The organism is Streptomyces sp. NPDC001231, from assembly GCF_042896885.1.
Lineage (GTDB): Bacteria > Actinomycetota > Actinomycetes > Streptomycetales > Streptomycetaceae > Streptomyces.
In genome coordinates, this window is sequence record NZ_JBIAXS010000031.1 from 42,848 (window position 1) to 59,963 (window position 17,116).

General features: G+C 71.4%; 11 protein-coding genes and 2 pseudogenes. 10 read left to right on the plus strand and 3 right to left on the minus strand.

Annotated features, from left to right (window positions below; genetic code table 11):
- Positions 1–138: 138 nt before the first annotated feature.
- Positions 139–903: a histidine utilization repressor gene (gene hutC / locus ACFY3J_RS31005; RefSeq protein ID WP_390842216.1), complete on the plus strand. Its 765-nt coding sequence runs from the start codon at positions 139–141 to the stop codon at positions 901–903.
- Positions 904–922: 19 nt separating this feature from the next.
- Here the strand turns inward: hutC and ACFY3J_RS31010 are convergent, their stop codons facing one another.
- Entirely contained in the window at positions 923–1,804 is an 882-nt protein-coding gene (locus ACFY3J_RS31010; RefSeq protein ID WP_390842218.1) for an IclR family transcriptional regulator, read from the minus strand.
- A 143-nt stretch (positions 1,805–1,947) separates the two neighbouring features.
- Between ACFY3J_RS31010 and ACFY3J_RS31015 the strand changes: the two genes are divergently transcribed.
- A complete protein-coding gene (locus ACFY3J_RS31015) occupies positions 1,948–3,375 on the plus strand; it encodes an amino acid permease (protein WP_390842219.1) in 1,428 nt (475 codons plus the stop codon).
- Positions 3,376–3,522: 147 nt separating this feature from the next.
- Positions 3,523–5,076 (plus strand): histidine ammonia-lyase, encoded by a 1,554-nt coding sequence (hutH, locus tag ACFY3J_RS31020; protein WP_384178490.1) that lies wholly within the window; start codon positions 3,523–3,525, stop codon positions 5,074–5,076.
- 201 nt (positions 5,077–5,277) lie between these two features.
- On the opposite strand, the gene ACFY3J_RS31025 is transcribed toward hutH, so the two are convergent.
- On the minus strand, positions 5,278–6,078 hold the full coding sequence (locus ACFY3J_RS31025; RefSeq protein ID WP_384178493.1) for an IclR family transcriptional regulator: 801 nt from the start codon (positions 6,076–6,078) through the stop codon (positions 5,278–5,280).
- A 123-nt stretch (positions 6,079–6,201) separates the two neighbouring features.
- Between ACFY3J_RS31025 and ACFY3J_RS31030 the strand changes: the two genes are divergently transcribed.
- The 7 genes and pseudogenes from ACFY3J_RS31030 to ACFY3J_RS31060 all read left to right on the plus strand — a co-directional run bounded on the left by ACFY3J_RS31030 (position 6,202) and on the right by ACFY3J_RS31060 (position 16,607).
- Entirely contained in the window at positions 6,202–8,991 is a 2,790-nt protein-coding gene (locus ACFY3J_RS31030; RefSeq protein ID WP_384178496.1) for an aminotransferase class I/II-fold pyridoxal phosphate-dependent enzyme, read from the plus strand.
- The gene (locus tag ACFY3J_RS31035; protein WP_390842220.1) at positions 8,988–9,572 is read left to right on the plus strand and encodes a HutD family protein; all 585 of its coding nucleotides are present in this window, start codon (positions 8,988–8,990) and stop codon (positions 9,570–9,572) included. The genes ACFY3J_RS31030 and ACFY3J_RS31035 overlap by 4 nt, the downstream gene beginning before the upstream one ends.
- A 144-nt stretch (positions 9,573–9,716) precedes the next feature.
- A pseudogene (locus tag ACFY3J_RS31040) lies at positions 9,717–11,492 on the plus strand (amino acid adenylation domain-containing protein); the annotation flags it as partial.
- A 306-nt stretch (positions 11,493–11,798) separates the two neighbouring features.
- Positions 11,799–13,766: pseudogene (locus tag ACFY3J_RS31045) on the plus strand (Pls/PosA family non-ribosomal peptide synthetase); the annotation flags it as partial.
- The gene (locus ACFY3J_RS31050; RefSeq protein WP_390842221.1) at positions 13,763–14,455 is read left to right on the plus strand and encodes a BPL-N domain-containing protein; all 693 of its coding nucleotides are present in this window, start codon (positions 13,763–13,765) and stop codon (positions 14,453–14,455) included. The pseudogene ACFY3J_RS31045 and the gene ACFY3J_RS31050, both read left to right, overlap by 4 nt.
- A gap of 88 nt (positions 14,456–14,543) precedes the next feature.
- A complete protein-coding gene (locus ACFY3J_RS31055) occupies positions 14,544–15,221 on the plus strand; it encodes a response regulator transcription factor (RefSeq protein WP_384178505.1) in 678 nt (225 codons plus the stop codon).
- A 3-nt stretch (positions 15,222–15,224) separates the two neighbouring features.
- Positions 15,225–16,607: a sensor histidine kinase gene (locus ACFY3J_RS31060; protein WP_384178508.1), complete on the plus strand. Its 1,383-nt coding sequence runs from the start codon at positions 15,225–15,227 to the stop codon at positions 16,605–16,607.
- A 29-nt stretch (positions 16,608–16,636) separates the two neighbouring features.
- On the opposite strand, the gene ACFY3J_RS31065 is transcribed toward ACFY3J_RS31060, so the two are convergent.
- The gene (locus ACFY3J_RS31065) at positions 16,637–17,056 is read right to left on the minus strand and encodes a hypothetical protein (RefSeq protein ID WP_384178511.1); all 420 of its coding nucleotides are present in this window, start codon (positions 17,054–17,056) and stop codon (positions 16,637–16,639) included.
- Between the last annotated feature and the right edge of the window lie 60 nt (positions 17,057–17,116).

Consider the following 17,116-nt stretch of genomic DNA (forward strand, 5'->3'; position numbering starts at 1 on the left):
ACGAGCTCGGCGGACGGGGACGGACCGGCTCGGCGGGCAGGCACGGACCAACTCGGCGGACAGGGACGAAGGCGCTTCCCCTAGAATTTTTCCGACAGCCCGCCGGCCGGGTGTCAGGGGGGACCAAGGGTGACGAGGATGGTGAACGGCGTGGCCGTGGAGGGTGCGGACCTCGCCCGTCTGTACGAGGAACAGGCGCCGGGTTCGGCTCCCGCGTACCAGCGGGTGAAGGACCTCGTGACCGAGCAGATCACCAGCGGTCGCTGGCGCGAGGGCGACGCCTTGCCGTCGGAGAACCAGTTCGTCGAGTCACTCGGCCTGTCCCGCATGACGATCAACCGCGCGCTGCGCGAGCTGACCGCGCAGGGCCTGCTCCGGCGCGTCATGGGGGTGGGTACCTTCGTGGCCCTGAACAAGGGCAGTTCCGCCCTGGTCGAGGTGCACAACATCGCCGACGAGGTCCGCCGCCGCGGCCACCGCTACCACGCCCGGGTGCTGTCCTTGCGCGAGGAGGAAGCGGGGAAGGTCAGCGCTCAGTTCGGCCTCGGCGAGCGGCACACGGTCTTCCGGTCGCGAGTGGTGCACTTCGAGGACGGCGTGGCCATCCAGCTGGAGGACCGCTACGTCAACCCGGACTTCGCCCCCGGCTACCTGGAGCAGGACTTCACCCGGCGCACGCCGTTCACGTTCCTGTCCGAGGTCGCGCCGCTGGGCAAGGGGGAACACATCGTGGAGGCGGTCCTGCCGTCCGCGGAGGAGTGCGCGATCCTGGGTGTCGAGGAGTCGGAGCCGTGCTTGCTGATTCAGCGCCGCACCTGGTCGCGGGGCGCGCTCGTCAGCATCGCGCGGCTGCTGCATCCCGGTTCCAGGTACCGCCTCGAGGGCACGTTCGACACGCACTGACCGCCGGGCCGCGCACCGGTCATGCCGCGTCCGGGCAACGCCGATGTCCGGGGGACGGATCCTGCGCCCCGCTGCCGGCCGCCGGCCCCGAGGGAGCGCGGCCGGACACCGCGGCCGTCAGCCGTGCCGCCCCCTGTTGCAGGACGTGCCGCACATGGTCCGCGTCATGACGGCTGTAGTGCCGGCTCCACGTGCTGCTGAGGGCCGCCACGGGCCGCTCGTTGTGGTCGAACGCCGCCACCCCCACCGAGCGGAGCCCCTCGGAGACCAGCTCGATCTCCTCCGACCAGCCGCGCTCATGGTCCCGTGCCAGCAGGCTCCGCAGCTCGGACAGTGAGCGCGGGCCCTTGCCCGTGCGGGTGACGAGGTTCCCCGGTCGCGGGAAGAGGGCGCGCAGCTGCGCTTCGCCGCAGTGGGCGAGGATCGAACGGCCGTTGGCCGTCAGGTGCGCCGGCAGCCGGACACCGATGTCGGTGACGAGGGCGACGTCGACGTCGCCGCCTTGGCCCGCGGGCGGCCGCTCCTTGAGCAGGTAGACCGACTCCGCGCCGTAGAGGATGCCCAGGTGCACGGTCTGGCCCAGGCGATGGGCCAGGCTGCGCAGGATCGGGCGCGCGAGCCGCTCCAGTGGTTCGTGCCGCAGATAGGCGGAGCCGATCTCGAAGGACGCGACGCCCAGACCGTACGCCTGCTCCTTCGGGACGTAGGTGACGAATCCGCGATCGACCAGCACCGAGAGGATGTGGTAGACGGACGAGCGCGGGATGCCCAGATCCCGGGCCAGCGCGCCGGCCTGCGCGGGGCCCGAGCGGCTGGCGAGGTGCAGCAGGATGTCCAGCGCGCGCCCGACCGCGGGCGAGGTGCTGCTCGATTTCGTCTCGATGATCTCGTGTCCGCTCATTGGTTCACCTATTGACGTGCCTGTCTATACAGGAATATACAAGGCTCTCGTTCCAGGAGCGCGGCGATGGCCGTCGCAGCAACGGCAAGCGCCCCCCTCACCTCACACCCGTCCGGGACCTCCCGTCCCCAAGGAGCACTACGTTGACCAAGGACACGGCGACGACCTTGACCAGGGGACTCAAGTCCCGGCACATCCGCTTCCTTGCGCTGGGCTCAGCGATCGGGACAGGGCTCTTCTATGGATCATCCGAATCCATCAAGGCTGCCGGTCCCGCGGTCCTCCTGGCCTATCTGATCGGCGGAGCAGCCGTCTTCCTGGTCCTGCGGTCCCTCGGCGAGATGGCGGTGAGCGACCCGTGCGCGGGATCGTTCGGTGAGTACGCCACCAAGTACCTCGGCCCGCTGGCCGGGTTCGCGACCGGATGGACCTACGCCTTCGAGCTGGTCATCGTCTGTCTGGCCGATGTCACCGCGTTCGGCGTGTACATGGGCTTCTGGTTCCCCGGCGTACCGCGCTGGATCTGGGTGCTGGCGGTCGTCGGCGTCGTCGGCGTGATGAACCTGTTCAGCGTCAAGGTCTTCGGTGAGCTGGAGTTCTGGCTCTCCCTTGTGAAGGTCGTCGCCATCATCGCGATGATCATCGCCGGTGTGGCGATCCTCGTCTTCGGCATCCACACCGGCAGCGCCCACATAGGGGTGTCGAACCTCTGGAACAACGGCGGGTTCTTCCCGCACGGAGTCCACGGCGTCATCATGTCCCTGGCCGTGGTGATGTTCGCCTTCGGCGGCACCGAGATCATCGGCGTCACCGCCGGAGAGGCCCAGGACCCGGAGAGGACGATCCCGAGCGCGGTCAACACGATCCCCCTGCGCATCGTGCTGTTCTACGTGCTGACCATCGCGGTGATCATGTCGCTCAACCCCTGGCAGAACGTCGACTCCTCGGGCAGCCCGTTCGTCCAGATCTTCGTCGGCCTCGGCATCAAGTCCGCGGCGACCGTGCTGAACCTGGTGGTCATCACCGCGGCCCTGTCCGCGATCAACAGCGACATCTTCGCCGCCGGCCGCATCATGTACGGCATGGCCGAGCGCGGCCAGGCTCCCACGGCCCTGCGCCGGGTCTCCCGCAACGGGGCGCCGTGGCTGACCGTGGTCATCATGATGGGCGCGCTGCTGCTCGGCGTCCTGCTGAACTACCTGATGCCCGAGAACGTCTTCGTCATCATCGCCTCGATCGCGACGTTCGCCACCGTCTGGGTCTGGCTGATGATCCTGGTGGCGCAGGTCGCCGCCCGCCGCAAGATGTCTCCGCAGGAGCAGGCCGCACTCAAGTACCCGGCCCCGTTCTGGCCCTATGGCCAGATCATCACGATCGCCTTCATGATCGGCGTGCTCGGGCTCCTCGCCTTCTCCGACAGCACCCGAGTCGCGCTGATCGTCGGCGCCGTCTGGCTGGCACTCCTGTCGGGCGTGTACTTCCTGTGGGCCCGTCCGCGCGGTGCCCGCGCGGACCTCTCCGAGGCCTCCGAGCAGGCGGCGGAGGAACCCGTCTCCGCAGCTCAGGGATAGTTGCGGGGGTAACCGCACACCACCCTCGAACGCCGATGGGGTCCGCCCGGCCGGGCGGACCCCATCGGCGTTCCCGCACCGCCCGGAGCGCAATGTCTGGGATCCCGGACAATGAGTGCCGTCAGCGCCTCGCGAAGCTGCTCTGACATGGGACTTCATAGATTTATGACTGTTGTTGTGAATGTCGGCCCCCTTTCCGCCGACGACGTTGTTTCCGTCGCCCGCCACGGTGCGCCCGTGGTCCTCGCGGAGGAGGCCCTCAAGGAGATCGCTCGCAGTCGCGAAGTGATCGAGGGCCTGGCCGACGACGTGGTGCCGCACTACGGTGTCTCCACCGGCTTCGGCGCCCTGGCCACGCGCCACATCCCCACCGAACTGCGCACCCAGCTCCAGCGCAGCCTGGTGCGCTCCCACGCCGCGGGCTCCGGTCCCGAGGTCGAGCGTGAGGTCGTCCGCGCACTCATGCTGCTGCGTCTGTCGACCCTTGCCACCGGACGTACCGGCGTTCGCACGGAGACCGCCGAGGCCTACGCCGCGCTGCTCAACGCCGGGATCACCCCGGTGGTGCGCGAGTACGGTTCCCTCGGTTGCTCCGGTGACCTCGCCCCCCTCGCACACTGCGCACTGGCGATCATGGGCGAGGGCGAGGTCCGGGACGCCCAGGGGGTGCTCAAGCCGGCCGCCGAGGCGCTCGCCGCCGCCGGTATCACCCCGGTCGTCCTCCAGGAGAAGGAGGGCCTGGCGCTCATCAACGGCACCGACGGCATGCTCGGCATGCTGGTCCTGGCCTGCCACGATCTGAGGCTGCTGCTGCGCACCGCCGACATCAGCGCGGCGATGAGCGTCGAGGGACAGCTGGGCACCGACGCCGTCTTCGCCGCCGACCTTCAGGCGCTGCGCCCGCACCCGGGCCAGGCCGACAGTGCCGCCAACCTGCGGGCGCTGCTCGCCGGTTCGGCGATCACGGCCAGCCACCGCGGCCCGGAGTGCACCCGCGTCCAGGACGCCTACTCGCTGCGCTGCTCCCCGCAGGTCCACGGCGCGGCCCGCGACACCCTCACGCACGCCGAACTGGTGGCCTCCCGCGAACTGGCCAGCGCGGTGGACAACCCGGTGGTCACGCTCGACGGAAGGGTCGAGTCCAACGGCAACTTCCACGGCGCGCCCGTCGCCTGCGTCCTGGACTTCCTGGCCATCTCGGTGGCCGACCTCGCCTCGGTCGCCGAGCGCCGCACGGACCGGTTCCTCGACGTGTCCCGGAACCACGGCCTGAACGCGTTCCTCGCCGAGGACCCGGGCGTCGACTCCGGACACATGATCGCCCAGTACACCCAGGCGGCGATCGTCTCCGAGCTCAAGCGCCTGGCCGGCCCGGCCTCCGTCGACTCCATCCCCTCCAGCGCCATGCAGGAGGACCACGTCTCGATGGGCTGGGCCGCCGCCCGCAAGTTGCGCCGCGCCCTCGACGGGCTCGCCCGCGTCCTCGCCGTGGAGCTCTACACCGCCGCTCGTGCCCTGGATCTGCGCGCCCCGCTGACGCCGGCACCGGGCACCGCCGCGGTACGTGACGGTCTGCGCGAGGTGGTCGAGGGTCCTGGCGCCGACCGCTGGCTCGCCCCCGAGATCGAGGAGGCCGTCCAGTACGTGGCCTCCGGCCGGGCCCTTGCCGCGGCCGAGGCCGAGGTCGGCCGCCTCTCCTGACGGTCTCCCTCTCCGAGGAGGTCCGTATCCGGGAGCCCGTATCCAGGAGCCGGCGGCCCCGGCGCACCCATCGCGGTGCGCCGGGGCAGCGGCCGTCTCGCCGTGAAAGGCCGTGAGAGGCCGTGAGAGGCGGTGGGAGGCCATGAGGAGACATGGCGAGGCCGTACGAGCCCGCGCGGGCCCACGAGCTCGTACGAGTTCCTACGCCGAGGGAGCCGGTTCTCCCGGGCGGTGTGGCGCGTCGGCGACTCCGCCGACGCGGCGGCTCAGCTCACGGGCGGTCCGGGCCACCTCCGTGGCGAACCGTTGCCGACGCTCCGGATCCGCTTCCTCGGCCGGGAAGGTGACCGCCACACCCGCGATCGGGTGGGCGCTGTGATCGAGAACGGGGGCGGCGACGGAGGAGAAACCGGTCGTCACCTCTCCGTCCTCCGTCGCGTATCCGCGGCGCCGTACTTCCACGAGGAGGTTGCGCAGAGCGGACAGCGAGGTGGGTCCGAGCCCGTTGCGCAGGACGAACGCAGAGGGGTCGGGGAACAGGGCGCGGACCTGGGCCTGCGCCAGGCGCGCCAGCACGGCCCGGCCGCTCGCGGTGAGGTGCGCCGGCAGCCGTACGCCGACCTCGGTGACCAGCGGCGCGCGTCCCGGTGCTCGCTCCTCGATGACGTAGATCACCTCGCGGCCGTGCAACACGGCCAGATGCGCGTTGTGCCCGGTACGGTCGACGAGTTGTGCCAGCGGGACCCGCGCCAGGCGCTGGAACGGTGCCTGGCGGCTGTATCCGGAGCCGAGCTCGAAGGCGCTGACCCCCAGGCCGTAGCGACGCTCTTCGGGCAGGTGCACGACGAAGCCGTCGCGTGCCAGGGTGTCGAGCAGGTGATAGGTCGTCGACCGGGGCAGTCCCACGTCGCGGCTGATGGCCGCGGCCGGCACCGGACCGGCCTGGGCCGCGAGGTAGCGGAGGACGGCGAGCACCTGTGCTGCGGCGGGGACCGTGGACATATCGCGAGCGTACGTCCGTCCGGAAACGCCGATTCCGAATCACCCCGAGGCGTCTGGGATACGAGACGGATTGCTGCTCCCGGGCGTAGTGAGAGCGCCATGACCTGGGGCTTCATGGAACACATGGCACAGACTGCTGGATCGGCCGACGCCCCGTCGGCACCACAACGCGGCGCCCGGTCGGTGGCCGTCGCCGCGACCCACACCGACGAGGTGACATTCCCAGGCGTCTACAACAGCGTCAGGCAACTGCGCGCCGACGCATGGAACTCATTGGCGGAACTGACGCGTCGGTTGCGCCTCGGCCCGAGCACCGACACCCGCCCGGAGTCGTTGACCGACCAGCTGGCGGAACTGTTCCGGCTGCTGACGCCGATCGAGAACTGCTATGCCTTTCCCGGCAAGGCGGGCCTCGGCGAGCTGCGCCGGCTCCACGAGATCGGTGACCGGCGCCGGCTGGCGGAGTGCGCGGACGACCTGAACCTGGCCCTGGGCACGGACACCTACCGCAATGTCTCGACGGCACCGGAACACCCCGAGGAAGCGGCCGCCGAGGAGCCGTCTTCGCCGCACGAGCCCGCGGCCAAGCCGTACTTCGAAGTGCTCGTCGTCGGAGATCTCGACGAGACGGAGGAGCAGGCGCTGCGGGAGGCCCTGCGCCACCTGCGCCGCGCCGAGGACGAATTCGTCTACGACCTCGTCGTGGCCCCCAGCTTCGAGGACGCGGTGATCGCGGCGCTGGTGAACCCCAGTCTTCAGGCCGTCGTCATCCGCCGCCGATTCGCCAACCGTTCCCGGCACGACCTGCAGGTGGTGCGGCGGTTCTTCGAAGGAACCGCCGCCGAGACCGTCCCGGAGGAGGACCGGTTCGAGCAGCGGGCCCAGGCGCTCGGCGCCCGATTGCTGGAACTACGGCCGGAGCTGGACCTCTACCTGATGACGGAAGGGGCGGTGGAGAGGACCGCGGGCACGCTCAGCCGGGGCTTCGCGCGGGTCTTCCACGCCCGGGAGGGGCTTCTGGAACTTCACCTGTCGATCCTGCACGGCATCGGCGAACGCTACACGGCACCGTTCTTCACCGCTCTGCGAGCGCACAGCCGGCGCCCGACCGGGGTCTTCCACGCTCTTCCCATCTCCCGCGGTACCTCCGTGGTCGGCTCCCACTGGATCCCGGAGATGGCCCGCTTCTACGGGCTCAACATCTTCCTCGCCGAGACGTCCGCCACCTCCGGCGGCCTGGACTCGCTGCTGGAGCCCACAGGCCCGCTGCGGGAGGCACAGGACCTCGCGGCCCAGGCGTTCGGTGCCCGGCAGACGTACTTCGTCACCAACGGCACGTCCACCGCCAACAAGATCGTGGTGCAGGCCCTGGTCCGGCCGGGCGACATCGTGCTCGTGGACCGCAACTGTCACAAGTCGCACCACTACGGGCTGATGCTCGCCGGTGCCCATGTGGTCTACCTCGACGCCTATCCGATGGACCAGTACGGCATGTACGGGGCCGTGCCGGTGGAGGAGATCAAGCGAAAGCTGCTGATGCTGCGCCGCGAGGGACTGCTGGACCGGGTCAGGCTCCTCCTGCTCACCAACTGCACCTTCGACGGGATCGTCTACAACCCCGCCCGGGTGATGGAGGAGTGCCTGGCACTCAAGCCGGACCTGGCGTTCCTCTGGGACGAGGCCTGGTTCGCCTTCGCCCGCTTCCACCCGGTCTACCGCCGCCGCACCGCCATGGCCGCGGCACGCGAGCTGACCGACCGCTACCGCGACGCGGACTACGCCGGACAGTACGCCGCGCACCGCGAGGCCCTCGGGGACGACCCGGACGACGAGACCCTGCTCAGCCACCGTCTGATGCCGGATCCGGACACCGTCCGCATCCGCGTGTACGCCACCCAGTCGACGCACAAGACGCTGACGTCACTGCGCCAGGGCTCCATGATCCACGTCTTCGACCAGGACTTCAGACACAAGGCGGCCGAGACGTTCCACGAGGCCTACATGACGCATACGTCGACGTCGCCGAACTACCAGATCCTCGCCTCGCTCGACCTCGGCCGCCGACAGGCCGCCCTGGAGGGCTTCGAACTGGTGCAGAAGCAGCTCGAACAGGCGGGCGTCCTCAGGGACGCGATCGACCAGCACCCGGTGCTGAGCCGGTACCTGCACTTCCTCACCACGCCCGAGCTGATACCCGCCCGGTTCCGTTCCTCCGGTGTGGACCAGCCCCTGCGGACCGGGCTGGCGAAGATGGCGGCCGCCTGGGAGGACGACGAGTTCGTCCTCGATCCGACCCGGGCGACCCTGCACATCGGCCGCACGGGCATCGACGGGGACACCTTCAAGCACGAACATCTCATGGACCGCTACGGCGTCCAGGTCAACAAGACCACGCGCAACACGCTGCTGTTCATGACCACCATCGGAACCACCCGCAGCGCGGTCGCCTACCTCATCGAGGTGCTCGTCAAGATCGTCGAGGAACTGGAGGAGAACATCGAGGAGATGAGCCCCCGCGAACGTGTCCTGCACCATCGGCGAAGAGCCGCCCTCGGCGACGGGTCCGCCGCCCTGCCGGACTTCAGCGCGTTCCATGCCGCGTTCCGTCCGGGCGTTCACACACCGGAGGGCGACCTGCGCAAGGCGTTCTTCCTGGCGTACGACGACGACAAGTGCGAGTACGTGATGGCGGACGAAGTCGCCGAGGCCGTGGCGGCCGGGCAGGAGGTCGTCTCGGCCACCTTCGTCACTCCGTACCCTCCGGGCTTCCCCGTGCTCGTTCCGGGCCAGGTGATCAACGAGACTGTGCTGCGGTACATGGGAGCTCTCGACACTCGCGAGATACACGGATACCGGCCCGACACCGGTTACCGGGTCTTCACCGAGTCCGCCTTGAAGGAGATGACGGCATGACGGGCGGCCAGGTGCTGCGGGCGCGCGACCGGTCGGTGACGCGCTGGAAGAACGGCGGCGGTCTGACCCGTCAGGTCGCCGCCGACGCCTCCAGGGCGGGTCTGGAGGACTTCGTCTGGCGTGTGAGTCTCGCCGACATCGCTCAAAGCGGGCCGTTCTCCTCCTTCGCGGGCGTGGACAGGGTCATCACCGTCGTGGACGGGGCGGGGATGGAGCTGATCGTCGACGGTGCCGCGCACACCGTCGCCGACGCGTACGAGCCCTTTTCCTTTCCGGGTGACGCGGTCACCGACTGCCGGCTGCTCTCCGGCCCCATCGTCGACCTCAACGTGATGACGCGGCGCACCCGCGCGACGGCGCACGTCCGCATGGCGCGTGAGGGGTTCGCCGTCGTCCCGCGGACCGGGGTCCTGGTCCTCGTGATCGCCTTGGCGGGCACGGTGGCCGTCGAGGAGTCCGGCGTCACCCTCGACCGGTTCGACGCGGTCCTGTTCCCGGACCGCGACGGCGGCACCCTTCGCGTCGACGGGGTGGCGGCGGTCGTCAACGTCACCACCACGTCCGGTTCGCCCGGGACTTGACGGGGGCGGCACGCGGGGCCGCCCCCGGCCGGCTTCTCAGTGTCTTCTCAGCGGGCGTCACCGAGGCTGGAGGTGTCCTGGGGACGACCGGGTCCTTTTCGCACAGGGGAAGCGAGTCCATCTCGCATCGAAGAGGAGGAGCCCATGGTTTCCCGCACCGCGGCCCCACCCGTCTCTCCTCGCCGGGGCCGCGCGGCCCCGGCGAGCGAGGGCGCCGGTGACAGGCTGAACCGCTTCTTCGACGACGCCTGCGACCGCACTCCGTCAGCCCCGGCCCTCGAATGCGGATCGCGGCTCCTCACTTACGCCGATCTCGACGCGCGGGCCAATCGAATGGCCCGGCATCTGCACCGTGCCGGCATCGGTCCGGGCAGCCGCGCGGCCCTGCTGCTGCCCCGCTCCGTGGACATGTACGTGTGCCTGCTGGGCGTGTGCAAGGCAGGCGCGGCGTTCGTGCCGATCGACCCGGCCGCGCCGCCGGACCGGGTCGCCTTCATCCTGGGCGACGCGGGCGCGGCCGTGGTGCTGACCACGTCGGCGCTCGCGTCCGGTGCCGCTTGGGCGGAGCGGTCGTGCCCGGTGATCGAGGTCGACACGTGTGCCGCGGACCTGGCCGCCCTGCCGCCCGAGCGGCCCGCCGCCGCGGCCGGGGGCGCGGACGATCCGCTGGCGTACGTGATGTACACCTCGGGGTCCAGCGGCAGGCCGAAGGGCGTGGAGATCGCGCAGTCGAGCATCTGCAACTTCCTGCGCGTGGTGGGACCGATCTACGGCGTACGGCCGCACGATCGCGTGTACCAGGGCATGACCCTCTCGTTCGACTTCTCCATCGAGGAGATCTGGCCCACCTGGGCGGCCGGCGCCACGCTCGTCGCCGGACCGGGCGGCCCCGGGCAGTTGGGCGACGATCTCGCCGGCTTCCTCGAGGAGCACCAGGTCACCGCTCTGTACTGCGTCCCGACACTGCTGGCGACGATCTCCCGTGACCTTCCGCGGCTCCGCGAGGTCGTCGTCGGCGGCGAGGCGTGCCCCGCCTCGCTCGTCGAGCGGTGGAGCAGGCCGGGGCGGCGCATCCTCAACACCTACGGGCCGACCGAGGCAACCGTCACCGCCACCTGGCAGGAACTCCTGCCGGGGCGTCCGGTGACCATCGGCCGCCCGCTGCCGACCTGCTCGGCCGTCCTCCTGGACGAGCGGCTGCGGCCCGTGCCGCACGGCGCCGTCGGTGAGATCTGCCTGGGCGGTCCGGGCCTCGCACGCGGCTACACGGGACGGCCCGACCTGACCGCGGAGCGCTTCGTCCAGCACCCTTCGGCGCCCGGCTCGGGCCGCCTGTACCGCACCGGAGACCTCGGCAGGATGACCGACGACGGGGAGATCGAGTACCTCGGCCGGGCCGACGCCGAGGTGAAGATCCGCGGCTACCGGGTGTCCCTGGAGGAGATCGACAACGTGCTGCTGGAGGACCCCGGCGTGGCCCAGGCGGCCACCACCCCCGTGTCGCCGCGGGACGGACCCGACGGTGGCCGTGTCCTCGCCGCCTACGTCGTGCCCGCCGGGGACGGCGCGGTCCCCGACGACGATCTCGCGGCCCGGCTGCACCGGCGCCTGCGCCGGTCGCTGCCCGCCTACATGGTGCCCGCGACGCTGGACTTCCTCGATCGGCTGCCCGTCATGCCCAGCGGCAAGACGGACCGCACGAAACTGCCCGCACCCACCGGCCGCCGCCTCGCCGGCACCGGCCCAGTGGCGCCGGTCCGCGACCGGCTCGAGGCGAGGGTGCGCGACGCCTGGGCACGGACGCTCGGCATGGACCCCGGCGAACTCTCCGCGGAGGCCGACTTCTTCACCGACCTCGGCGGTCACTCGCTGCTCGCCGCCCGCGCGGTGTCGCTGCTGCGCGACCCGGGCGGCGGACCCGGCCCCACCCTGCGTGACCTGTACGAGAACCCGACCGTGACCAGCTTCGCCGCCCGGCTGCGCGCCGCGGCCGGCGCCTCCCGCGCGCCGCGGCAGCCCCGCCCCGCCCCCCTGCGGCACGGCCGCGCCCGCATCGCGCGGGCCGGACTCCTCCAGGCAACGGCCTTCTACGCACTGCTCCTCCTGCTCACCGGCCCGGTGGCCGCGTCCTTCGCGCTGAGCCACGGACAGATGTCCGGCAGCGCGGCCGCCGGGCCGGCCGTCTCGGTACTGGCCGGCTGGTTCGCCGTACGCTGGCTGGCTCCCGTCCTTCTCGCGCGGCCGCTGGCGGCGGGCATCCGGCCCGGCCGGTACCCCCTCTGGGGGGCGACGTACCTGCGGCTGTGGCTGTTGGACGTGCTGCTGCTGGGGATCAGCCCACTGCGGATGCTCAGCGGATCCCCGTTCATGGGCCCCTACCTGAGGCTCCTCGGCGCCCACGTCGGCCCTCGCACCACCATCGCCACCGGCTTCGTCGGCCTGCCCACGCTGCTGCGCGTCGACCGGGACGCCACGATCGGCTACGGCGCCACCCTGCGCCCCTGGCAGGTCGCCGACGGATGGGTCACCGTCGCCCCGATCACCGTCGGCGAGAGGGCGTACGTCGGTGCCAACGCGGTCCTCGAACCAGGCGCCTACCTGGGCCCCGGGTCCGCGCTCGGCGAGCAGTCCGTGTCGGGCCCGGGCAAGGCCGTCCCGGCCGGAGCGCGCCGCGCCGGATCGCCCGCACGACCGGTCGGGGCACTCGCCCCGCTCGTCGAGACGATGCTGCGCGAGCGGACCGAGGCGGAACGCTGGCGGCCCCGGCAACTGGCCGCCGTCGTGCTCGGACTGGTCCTGCTGGAGTCCGTCGTGGTCGCCGCGGCCCTGCCGAGTGCCGCCCTTCTCTGGTGGGCCTGGTCGAGCGGTGACACGCCCGCGGCCGTCGCCGCGACCATCTTGTCCGGCCCGGTCTTCGTGGCCACGGTGTGCGTGGTCGTCGCCGCCGGGAAGCGGGCGGTCCTGCCGAGGACGCCTGCCGGAATCCACCCGGCGCGCTCGGCGCTGGGCGTGCGCAAGTGGATCGCCGACAAGCTGCTGGAGCAGAGCCTCACCCTCACCAACTCGCTCTACGCCACGCTCTACACCGTCCCGTGGCTGCGGCTGCTCGGCGCCCGCGTCGGCCGGCGCGCCGAGATCTCCACCGCGGCGCACATCGATCCCGACCTGCTCACCCTCCGCGACGGCAGCTTCGTCGCCGACATGGCCGGCGTCGGCGTAGCCGCCTTCGCGGCCGGACGCATGGCCTTCGAACCCACCGACATCGGCGAACGCGCCTTCGTGGGCAACGCGGCGCTCGTCCCGGCCGGGACGAGGCTCGGCCCGGGCTCTCTCGTCGGCGTGGGCACGGTGCCGCCCCCGGAGCGCGTGCCCGCCGGCAGCACCTGGCTCGGCTCACCGGCCCTGCGGCTGCCGGTGCGCCAGGACAGCGGGTCCTATCCGGAGGAGAAGACGTTCCGGCCCACCCGCAAGGCCGTACTCGGCCGCCTGGCCATCGAGTTCTTCCGCGCCACCCTGCCCATGTCGGTGCTCGCGACCGCCGCCTTCCTGTACCTGCTCGCCCTGTCGGACACCGCCCGCCGCACCGGGCCGTGGGTGCCGCCGCTCGTGTCGCCGCTCTTCGCCGCCGGGGCGGTGCTGGCCGTCATCGGGTGCTGCGTGCTCGCGAAGTGGGCCGTCGCCGGACGGTACCGGCCGCGTGTGGAGCCCCTGTGGAGCCTGTTCGTGCGCCGCACGGAGTTCGTCACCGGCCTCTTCGAAGCGGCGGCGGTACCCGCGGGCGTGGGCGCCCTGGTGGGGACGCCCTTCCTGCCGCCGGTGCTGCGCCGGCTCGGTGCCCGCATCGGACGGCGCACCTGGATCGGCACCACGTACCTCACCGAGTTCGACCTCGTCGAGGTGGGCGACGACGCCTCGATCGGCATGTTCGTCTCCCTCCAGACCCACCTGTTCGAGGACCGTGTGATGAAGATGTCCACGGTGACCGTCGGCCCCGCCGCGAGCGTGGGTACGCGGACCGTCGTGCTCTACGACACGCAGGTGGGCGCCGGTGTCCGGCTCGGTGCGCTGTCCCTGGTGATGAAGGGCGAGCGTCTGACGCCGGGAACGAGCTGGCACGGGCTCCCCGCCGAAGGAGACGACAGCGCACCTGCGGACGGCCGGGCCGACGACGTGCCCGCTGTGAGGCAGCCATGACATACCCAAGGCATTCAGGGGCCGCCGCGGGGCGCCGCCCTCTCGCTCTCGTCTACCGCGGCCCGGCCTCGTCGCCCGGCTGCCCCGAGGCGGTCGCAGGACTGCTCTCCTCCGGGCCGTGGAACCTCGACGTCCGCTTCACCGGCCCGAACGAGGCGCTTCCGCTCTCGGCCGGACTTCTCTCCCAGGCCCTGCTGTACGCCCAGCCCGGTGGCGGCACGCTCGCCTCCGCCTACCGGAGACTGCGGTGGCGGCGCCGGGCGATCCGCGGCTTCGTCCGCGACGGCGGGCGCTACCTCGGGTTCTGCCTCGGCGGCTACCTCGCCGGGGCCACACCGGGCTTCGCCCTGCTCCCCGGTGACACCGACCAGTACATCTCCTCCCCGGGAGCCACCGTCCACGAGGAGAGCGACACACTGATCACGGTGACCTGGCGAGGCCGCCCCCGCACGGTGTTCTTCCAGGACGGCCCCCTCTTCGACCTCGACGAGCACGCCGACGCCACGGTCCTCGCCACCTACGACAACGGCGCCCCCGCCGCCCTCGTGACCCGCTTCGGCCGCGGGCGGGTCGCGGTCACCGGCCCCCACCCGGAGGCCACGACCGACTGGTACACCGACCACGGCCTGCCGGTGCACCACACCCTGGACCTGGCCATGGACCTGGTGGAATCGGTGATGGAGAGGTGACCCCACCGCCGTGGCGCACACTTCTCCGGCTCCCTCCCGGGAAACAGCCGCTCCGGTCCGGAGCTATCGTGGTTCTCGAGAGGCTGCCATGCGGACGCTGATCATCGAGGACGAGCACGCACTCGCCGAGGCGATCGCCGACGGACTTGCCGCCGAGGGTTTCGTCTCGGACCTGGCACACGACGGCCCGGACGGACTGTGGCGGGCCCTCCACGAACCGTACGACGTCATCGTGCTCGACATCATGCTGCCCGGCTTGTCCGGGTACGAGGTCCTCAAACGCCTGCGGGCGGCCAGAGCCTGGACACCGGTGCTCATGCTCACCGCGAAGGACGGGGAGTACGACGAGGCCGACGCCCTCGACCTCGGCGCCGACGACTACCTGACCAAGCCCTTCTCCTACGTCGTGCTCGTCGCCCACCTCCGGGCCCTTCTGCGGCGAGGAGCACCCGCCCGCCCCGCCGTCCTCACCGCCGGAGACCTCACACTCGACCCCGCCCGCCGCCGCTGCTGCCGTGGACACCGCGAAATCGAACTGACCACAAGGGAGTTCACCCTCCTGGAATACCTGCTCAGGCACCCCGACGAGGTGATCAGCAAGACGGACATCCTCACCCACGTATGGGACGAGCACTTCGACGGCGACACCAACATCGTCGAGGTCTACGTCGGCTACCTCCGCCGCAAGATCGACGCGCCCTTCGGCCGCCGGACCATCGAGACCGTCCGTGGTGCCGGCTACCGGCTGCGCGGCGGTGCGGGGTGACCCATGACCGCGGGCGTCCGGTACTGGTGGGCCCGCCGGTCACTGCGGCTGCGCCTGACCGCCGCCGCGGCAGCGGTCATCGCCGCGGGGCTGGCCGGAGCCGCCGTGCTGCTCGTCGTCTGGCTGCACGCCAGCCTGATCACCGGACTCGACCAGACCGCCCTGCAACGAGCCCAGGTCGTGGCGGCGGACGAGGACAGCAACCGGATGACGGCGGAAGTGCCCACCACCGACCACGGGGGAGTCGCCGTACAGGTGATCGCGCGGAGCGGGAGAGTGCTGTCCAGCTCGGCCAACCTGCGTGGCCGGCCGCGCGCTTTCACCTTCCCGGCGAGCCGGGCCGACACCCCGCACGCCCACACCGTCGACGACATTCCCGTAGGGACGGGCGGGACATGGCGCGCCGTCGGCATCCCCGCGGGCGCCGCCCGTGACCCGGTGACCGTCTACGTGGCCGTACCCACCGAGAGCGTCGACCACGGCCTGGCCCAGCTCACCGTCGGTCTGGCCACCGGAGTTCCGGCGGTCGTCGCCGCCCTCACCGGAGTCGTGTGGCTGCTCACCGGGCGCGCGCTGCGCCCCGTGGACGGCATGCGCGCCCAGACCGCCGAGATCAGCGCCTCCGACCTGAGCCGCCGCCTCGACGTACCGCCCGCCGACGACGCGCTCGGCCGGCTGGCCACGACCCTCAACGACCTGCTGGCCCGTCTGGACACATCGACCCGGCGGCAGCGGCGGTTCGTCGCGGACGCGGCACACGAACTGCGCAATCCCCTGAGCACCCTGCACACACGCCTGTCCGTCGCCGCCCACCACCCCGGCCTGGCCGACGGGCGGTCCCTCGCCACCGGACTCCTGTCGCAGACCGAGCGGCTCACGCGGCTCGTCGACGACCTGCTCCAGCTCGCGCGGCTCGACGCCCGTCCACGGCTGCGGGCCCACCCCGTCGACCTGGATGAGATCGTCTTCACCGAGGTGCGCGAAGCCCGTCGGCGGACCCGGCTCGTCATCGACCAGCACGCCGTCGGCGCGGCACGTGTGGCGGGCGACGAGGACGCCCTCGCCCGGGTCGTGCGCAACCTGCTGGACAACGCGCTGCGCCATGCCAGCGCCCGGATCGACGTCAGCCTCCACACGCTCGGCGACACCGCGCAACTGACCGTCGCCGACGACGGGCCGGGCATCCCCGAGGCCGACCGTGAGCGCGTCTTCGGGCGCTTCACCCGGCTCGACGACGCCCGTGCCCGGGACACCGGCGGCAGCGGTCTCGGCCTCGCCATCGTCCGCGACACCGTCACGGCCCACCACGGCAGCACCCGCATCGAGGACAACCGTCCCGGCGCCCGGCTGGTCGTCCTGCTGCCGGCGGCGGGACGGGGTCCGTGAAGGAGGAAGAAGGGCGATACCCCAGCGCCTCAGGCCGTAGTGGCACGCAGCGAGAGGAACTGGAGCACACCGAAACCGGCGACGGTCATGGCCTGCACGGGGATCCAGACGGCGCCCGCGGTCGTCGGCGAGAACCAGGCGAGCATCGCGACGATGCTGAGCACGGCCCACAGCACATTGGCGTCGATGACCGCCTTCACGGCGAGGGCCGACGGCTGCTTCCGCGTGGCGAGACAGCCGACCCCCGCGGCGTACAGCACCAGGAAGATGCCGAGTTCGAACAGCAGACCGGATCCGATGCCGAGCAGGTTGCCGACCGGCTTCGAGTCGATCATGTAGACCAGCCCGTTGACGCCGGTGACGACGGCGTCGAGGGCGAGGAAGCGGCGCAGCATGGTGTGCGGGTGGTCCGTGCGGGAGAGGGTGCCGAGCAGGGTGGTGGCGGACATGCCGATCAGCCTCCGTCGAGGTCGAAAACGCTGGTCACGTGGATCGTGACCCGTGCGGAG

Excerpts from the sequence above, each read along its gene's own strand:
- ACFY3J_RS31060 (WP_384178508.1), top strand. The coding sequence starts at position 15,225 with ATGACCGCGGGCGTCCGGTACTGGTGGGCCCGCCGGTCACTGCGGCTG.
- hutH (WP_384178490.1), top strand. The coding sequence starts at position 3,523 with ATGGGACTTCATAGATTTATGACTGTTGTTGTGAATGTCGGCCCCCTT.
- ACFY3J_RS31030 (WP_384178496.1), top strand. The coding sequence starts at position 6,202 with ATGGCACAGACTGCTGGATCGGCCGACGCCCCGTCGGCACCACAACGC.
- ACFY3J_RS31065 (WP_384178511.1), bottom strand. The coding sequence starts at position 17,056 with ATGTCCGCCACCACCCTGCTCGGCACCCTCTCCCGCACGGACCACCCG.
- hutC (WP_390842216.1), top strand. The coding sequence starts at position 139 with ATGGTGAACGGCGTGGCCGTGGAGGGTGCGGACCTCGCCCGTCTGTAC.
- ACFY3J_RS31035 (WP_390842220.1), top strand. The coding sequence starts at position 8,988 with ATGACGGGCGGCCAGGTGCTGCGGGCGCGCGACCGGTCGGTGACGCGC.
- ACFY3J_RS31025 (WP_384178493.1), bottom strand. The coding sequence starts at position 6,078 with ATGTCCACGGTCCCCGCCGCAGCACAGGTGCTCGCCGTCCTCCGCTAC.
- ACFY3J_RS31010 (WP_390842218.1), bottom strand. The coding sequence starts at position 1,804 with ATGAGCGGACACGAGATCATCGAGACGAAATCGAGCAGCACCTCGCCC.
- ACFY3J_RS31055 (WP_384178505.1), top strand. The coding sequence starts at position 14,544 with ATGCGGACGCTGATCATCGAGGACGAGCACGCACTCGCCGAGGCGATC.
- ACFY3J_RS31050 (WP_390842221.1), top strand. The coding sequence starts at position 13,763 with ATGACATACCCAAGGCATTCAGGGGCCGCCGCGGGGCGCCGCCCTCTC.